General features: G+C 69.5%; 6 protein-coding genes. 4 read left to right on the top strand and 2 right to left on the bottom strand.

All coding sequences use genetic code 11. From position 1 onward, the window contains the following. Positions 1–103: 103 nt before the first annotated feature. Both ACWELQ_RS35460 and ACWELQ_RS35455 read right to left on the bottom strand, forming a co-directional pair. Positions 104–1,324 (bottom strand): cytochrome P450, encoded by a 1,221-nt coding sequence (locus tag ACWELQ_RS35460; RefSeq protein WP_452401383.1) that lies wholly within the window; start codon positions 1,322–1,324, stop codon positions 104–106. Next, positions 1,321–2,559, bottom strand: coding sequence for a cytochrome P450 (locus ACWELQ_RS35455; protein ID WP_452401382.1), 1,239 nt, complete (start codon positions 2,557–2,559; stop codon positions 1,321–1,323). Before ACWELQ_RS35455 ends, ACWELQ_RS35460 begins: the two co-directional genes overlap by 4 nt. 208 nt (positions 2,560–2,767) lie before the next feature. On the opposite strand from ACWELQ_RS35455, the gene ACWELQ_RS35450 reads away from it, so the two are divergent. The 4 genes from ACWELQ_RS35450 to ACWELQ_RS35435 are packed head-to-tail and all read left to right on the top strand — an operon-like array spanning position 2,768 to position 6,043. Beyond that, complete coding sequence (locus ACWELQ_RS35450) at positions 2,768–4,420, top strand: AMP-binding protein (RefSeq protein ID WP_452401381.1); 1,653 nt, start codon at positions 2,768–2,770, stop codon at positions 4,418–4,420. Between the two features lie 54 nt (positions 4,421–4,474). Then, a complete protein-coding gene (locus ACWELQ_RS35445; RefSeq protein ID WP_452401380.1) occupies positions 4,475–5,263 on the top strand; it encodes a ferritin-like domain-containing protein in 789 nt (262 codons plus the stop codon). Between the two features lie 10 nt (positions 5,264–5,273). Beyond that, positions 5,274–5,852 carry a PaaI family thioesterase gene (locus ACWELQ_RS35440; protein WP_452401379.1) on the top strand — a complete coding sequence of 193 codons (579 nt, stop codon included), beginning with the start codon at positions 5,274–5,276 and terminating at the stop codon, positions 5,850–5,852. After that, complete coding sequence (locus ACWELQ_RS35435; protein WP_452401378.1) at positions 5,849–6,043, top strand: hypothetical protein; 195 nt, start codon at positions 5,849–5,851, stop codon at positions 6,041–6,043. The genes ACWELQ_RS35440 and ACWELQ_RS35435 overlap by 4 nt, the downstream gene beginning before the upstream one ends. Positions 6,044–6,058 lie beyond the last annotated feature (15 nt).

Genomic DNA, 6,058 nt, shown 5'->3' with positions numbered 1-6,058 from the left:
CGTTCGAGAATCGTCACCCGCGTGCAGGATTCGGCGAGAACTCGGGCGGCGAGCAGTCCCGCGATGCCCGCGCCGATAACGATGGCGTGCCGGTCGGCCCGGCTCATACCGTCACCGGCAGCGCCATCACACCGCGGTGGATCAGGCTCGGCCGGTATTCGACGGCATCCGTGCCCAGTCGCAGTCCGGGGGCGCGTTCGAGCAGCGCACGCACCGCGGCGGCGGCCTCGAGCCGGGCCAGGGGCGCGCCGACGCAGTAGTGGATCCCGAGACTGAAGCCCAGATGCTTACGGGCGGTGCGATTTCCGGCGTATCGGGTGACGTCGAAGGTGTCGGCGTCGGGGAACACCCGGTCGTCGCGGCTGGCCGAGGCGGTCAGCACCACGACGCCGTCGCCGCGCCGGAACTGCCGTCCGCCGACCACGGTGTCGGCGAGCGCCACCCGGATGGTGAACTGGGTGGGCGCGTCGTAGCGCAGCATCTCGTCGAGGGCCGGTTCGACGAGTTCGGGCCGCTCCCGCAGCAATTCGAGCTGTTCGGGGTGGCGCAGCAGCGCCAGCAGCCCGTTGCCGATCAGGTTGATCGAGGTCTCCATCCCGGCCACCAGCAGCAGTAGCGCCATGCCGATGACCTCGGCCTCCGTGAGCCGCTCGCCGTCGGCGCTGGCCGCGACGAGTTCACTGAGCAGATCCGTGCCCGGCTCCCGCTTGCGGCGTGCGACCAGTTCACCGAAGTACCCCATGCAGGCCATGGCCGACCGCCCCCGCGCCTCGATATCGCCGGGCCCGAGCAGCGAGTCGGGGTCACTCCCCCGCGCGATCGCCAGCTGCCACTCCCGGAACCGCGCACCGTCGGCCGGATCGCCGCCGAGCAGCCGCACCGGGATCATGGCCACCGCCAACGGCACCGCCAGATCCTCGAGCACATCGAATTCGCCGCGCTCCAAGGCGACGTCGACGAGTTCGTCCACCACTTTCCCGGCGACCGGCGCGAGCTCGCCGACCATGCGCGGCGTGAACGCCTTGGCCACCAGCTTGCGATAGCGGCCGTGCTGCGGCGGATCCATGCGCACGAACGAACCGGGAATCGCGGCGGTGGTGTCGCGGAACGGGCTGATGCCCGCGGCGTAGCCGTGACCCCAATCCGCGCCGGTGAGCACGGCCGCGCATTCCTCGTACCGGGTGATCAGGGTGACCGGCACGTCCCCGAACTGGTACGGAAACAGTGCCGCGGCGTCGCGGACCCGCCGGTAGGCCGGGTACGGATCGGCGCGATGGCCGGAATCGAAGGCGTCGAAGGTGATCTCGGGAACAGCGGTGCTCATCGGCCCTCCACACGGACACGCAGTTCGGACATGCCGCGTACGACCACATTGGGCCGGTACGGCGGCTCGGCCAGCAGGTTCAGTTCGGTGACGCGAGTACCGAAGGCGTGCAGCACCGTTCGCATCTCCATGCGGGCCAGCGGCGCGCCCAGGCAGTAGTGCAGCCCGAGGCCGAAGGACAGGTGCCGTTCGGTATGGCGGCCCGGCAGGTATCGGCTCAGGTCGAACCGGTCGGCGTCGGGGAAGGCGGCCGGGTCGCGGTTGGCCGACCCGAGCAGCACGATCACCGCGTCACCGGGCGCGAAAGTGCGCTCGCCGACCGTGATCTCGGCCCGCGCGGTGCGGGTGGTGAGATGCACGGGCGCGTCGTAACGCAGCACCTCGTCCACCGCGACGCCCGCCAGATCGGGATCGGCCCGCAGCCGCTGGAATTCCCCGGGCTCCCGGATCAGGGCGAGCACGCCGTTGCCGATCAGGTTGACCGAGGTCTCGTGACCCGCCACCACCAGGATCAGCAGGGTGCCGATGAGTTCGGTGTGGGTCAGCCGCACCCCGGCCTCCTCGGCCTGCACCAGCGCGGTGATCACATCGGCGCGCGGGGCCCGGCGGCGCTGTTCGACGAGATCGCCGAAGAACTCGGTGAATTCGTGCACGGCGGCGGTGCGGGCGGCCAGTTCGGCCGGGCTGAGCAGCACGTCGGGGTCCAGGCCACGGGCGATGCCCGCCGACATGGCCCGCACCTGGGCGTGCGCCTCGGCGGGCACGCCGAGCATCTCGCAGATGAGGGTGAGCGGCACCGGATAGGCCAGGGCCTCCAGCAGATCCACCTCGCGTTCGGCGAGTATCGCGGTCAGCAGTTCGTCCACCAGCCCGGTGGCGCGCTCCTGCAAGGCGCTGACGGTGCGGGCGGTGAACGCCTTGCCGACCAGACCCCGCAGCCGGGTGTGGTCCGGGGGCTCCATCCACAGGAACGATCCGGGCAGCTCCACGTCGCTGTCGCCGTGCAGCAGGTCGGGTTCCTCGGCGTGACTCCAGCGCGCGTCGGTGAGGATGGCCGCCGCCTCGGCATGCCGGGTGACCAGCTGGGTGTCGTGGGGGCCGGGCACGAAAGGCCCGGCGGCGCGCAGGATCCGATAGCTGTCGTACGGGTTGTGCCGCAGGTGCGGCGCGATGCTCTCGACGACGGCCTGCTGGACCCGGGTCATATCCGTGACGGCGGCAGCTTCGGAACTCACCGGCGACTCCTGAATTGTGAATGCGGTTTTCGCGAGTTCATCCTCACCGCCACGGCGGGCGGGCCGTGCGGCCATTGCCGACGCCTATCGTCCGATCGCCGTATCTCTTTATCGCGCACGGCAATTGGCTGATCGAGGCTGGTTATCACCGCTCACGTTTAACAGCGTGTTCAGCGGCCGGACACTATTCGCTGTTGTCGTGGCGGTCATGGATTCCGCGAATTCCGAAGGCACACTGTCGGATCGACTCGCATTCATCGCCGCCGAGCACCCGAACACCGCGGCGACATTCTGGTCCACCGCCGAGCGCATGGACTACGCCGCAATGCACCGTGCCGCGAATGCCGCGGCGGCCGCGCTGATCCGGCACGGGGTGCGCCGTGACGAACCGGTGGGCATCCTGTGCCCGAACGCGCCGGAGTTCCTGGTGAGCTTCTTCGGCATCATCGCCGCGGGCGCGGCCGCCACTCCCCTGCCGCTGCCCGCGAGCACCCGCCGCGCCGGCGGCTATCCCCCGCAACTGGCCGCCATCACCGCGGCGGCGGGCATGCGCACGGTGCTGGTCTCGCCGCGTTTCGCCGAGCTGGTGCCGCTGCTGGGCGACGCCGTCGCGGTCGAATTCCTCGATACCGCAACTCTTTCCGACGATGCTCAGCCGGTGATTCTGCCGACCGTGGAGCCCAATGATCTGGCGGTGGTGCAGTTCACCTCCGGCAGCACCGCATTGCCGAAGGGCGTGCGGCTGACCCACCGCCAGGTGATGGCGGGGCTGGCCGCCATCCGCCGCGGCATCGCCCTGGATCTCGACGATCAGGGCGGCTTCTGGCTGCCGCTGTTCCACGACATGGGCCTGTTCGGCACGCTCTCGGCGATCCTGCGCGGCATTCCGGCGCACGTGTGGTCGCCGCTGGCGTTCGTGAAGGACCCGGCGCGCTGGCTGCGCGAATTCGCCGCCAGCGGCACCACCATCACCGCCATGCCGAGTTTCGGCTACGAGGCGCTGCTGGGCGCGGTGCCGCCGGAGCAGGTCACCGAGTACGACCTGAGCCGCTGGCGCATCGCTTTCAATGGCGCGGAACCGATTTCGCAGGAGGTGGTGAGCCGGTTCCTGGATCGCTTCGCCCCCGCCGGATTCGCGCCGAGCACCATGTTCGGCGTATATGGCATGGCCGAGGCGACCTTGGCGGTGGCGTTCCCGCCGGTGGGCCGCGAGCCGGTGTTCGAATGGGTCGACCGGGCGCTGCTCGCCGACGCCCAGCACGCCGACCCGGTGTCGCCGGAGCAGGCGGGCGCACGGGCGGTGGCCGGGGTCGGCTCGGCCGTGGACGGGCTCGAATTGCGGGTCGTGTCCACCGATTCCGGCCTGGACCTGCCCGACGGCCGGGTCGGGGAGATCCTCATTCGCGGCGCGTCGGTCACCGGCGGCTATCTCAGCGCCGATCCGGCCGCCGTGGCCGACCGCTTCCTCGACGGCTGGCTGCGCACCGGCGACCTCGGATATCAGCGTGCCGGTGAACTTTTCGTCACCGGCCGCTGCAAGGACATGATCACCGTGCGCGGCGTCAACCATTACGCCCAGGACGTCGAGGCCACCGTTCGCGATCTCGACGGGATCTACAAGCAGCGCTGCACCGCCGCGATCGATCCCGACGGCGCGGACGTGATCGCGCTGATCGCCGAATCCGAACTCGACGGCGACGCGGCGGCCGCGCTGTCACGGGCCATCCGCGACCGGGTCGCCGCCGACCTCGGACTCGCGGCCGTCGAGGTGTATCTCGTGCCGCCGCGCACCATCCCGCGCACCAGCAGCGGCAAGCTCCAGCGCCTCGCCGCCCGCGACCTCATCACCCAGCAGCGCTGAAATCCCCAGTGGCAGTGACGCCCAACGTTATTCGATCCCGAACCGGAGGCACCCGTGCACAGTTATGAAGTCTTCCGACACTACGAGCGCCTGCACTGGAAGCTGGGCGACCTCGCCTTCGACACCGTGGACAAGGACCTGGTCCGCCCGGAGTACGTGACCCTGGCCAAGAGCGCGGCCATGGGCGAGTCCAATGTCATCGCCGCCGTGCACGGCTTCCTGGCCGAATTCGTCGACGACTACGACTTCTCCACCTTCGCCGTGGTGTGGGGTTACCAGGAAGTGCAGCACCACTATGCCTTCCGGTCGTGGCTGCGCGCCATCGGCGAGGATGTGCAGGATCGGGCCGTCGACGCCATGCGCGAACCCTACGCGCCGGGCACTACCCCGTCGGCGACGCTGGCCACCAACATCATCTCGGAGCTGACGGTCAACCACGTCTACCGCGCGGTGTCGGCCTGGGTGCAGGAGCCGGTGTTGAAGTCGCTGCTGCTCAACGCGAGTCGCGACGAGGCCGGGCATGCCCGCGAGTTCATCCACTACGCCACCGGGCGGCTGGCCCGACTGCCCGAAGAACTGCCGTCGGTGCTCGAGACCCTCTACGTGTACAGCTCCGAGGCCAAGATCAAGCACCCGGTGAGCACGTTCAAGGCCGGGATCGCCGAACTCGGTGACCACGAGACCATCGACACCGGCTTCGAGCTGTTCCTCGAACAGGTCGCCGCCGACGGCGAACTGGAGGTGCTGCACGACAAGGTGCGCCGCACCTTCGCGACCATGACCGGCCTGGACCTGTCCAGCAACGCCAAGGTCCGCCGCGCGCTGGCCGAGGCCATCGCGTAGCGGCCCTGTCGTGCCCTCCCCCATCACCGAGGAATCCGCGAATTCGGTTGCCGAGAAAGCGGATTCGGCGACGGTCGCCGTGCCGTGGTCGGTCATCCCCGACTACCACTGTTTCGGCTGCTCCCCGCACAACGCGTCCGGGCTGCGGCTGGCCTTCACCCCGCACCCGGACGGCTTGCAGGCCCGGTTCCGGCTGGACCGCCGCTTCGAGTCCTACCCGGGCATCGTGCACGGCGGCCTGACCGGCGTCATCTGCGACGAGGTGATGGGCAACCTGATCGTGCTGGCCCGCCACGTGCCCGCCTTCACGGTCTCCCAACGCACCCGCTTCCTCACCCCGCTCTCGATCGACCGCGAATACCGTTGCGTGGCAACACTGTCGGCCACCGGCTCCGGCGATCTGATCCAGGCCACCGCCGAGATCCTGGATGCCGACGGCGGCAGCTGCGCGTCCTCGTCCGCCACCTACCGCCCCTTCGCGCTCGAGTCCGTGCGCGATCAGCTCTCGCTGCGCGACGACGAGGTCGCCCTGCTGGATCGGGCCCTCACCACCGCAAACACCCTCCCCCCGAATGGAGTTCCGTCATGACCACCGATGACATCCTGCGCACCGTCACCGAGATCGCCGTCACCGAGACCGGTCTGCCCGCCACGGACCTGACCCCCGACGCCGACCTGCGCGCCATGGCGGGCGTGGATTCGGTGCCTGAGCGCGACAGCGATAACAGCGTGTCCGGATGTCACCGGAGAAAATCGGACATCCTTCTCATTGTGCTGTAATCCGGCACGCTGGCT

It is taken from the genome of Nocardia sp. NPDC004722 (genome assembly GCF_053601505.1).
The sequence above is the reverse complement of the archived record's forward strand: the minus strand, read 5'-3'. Positions and strand labels throughout refer to the sequence as shown.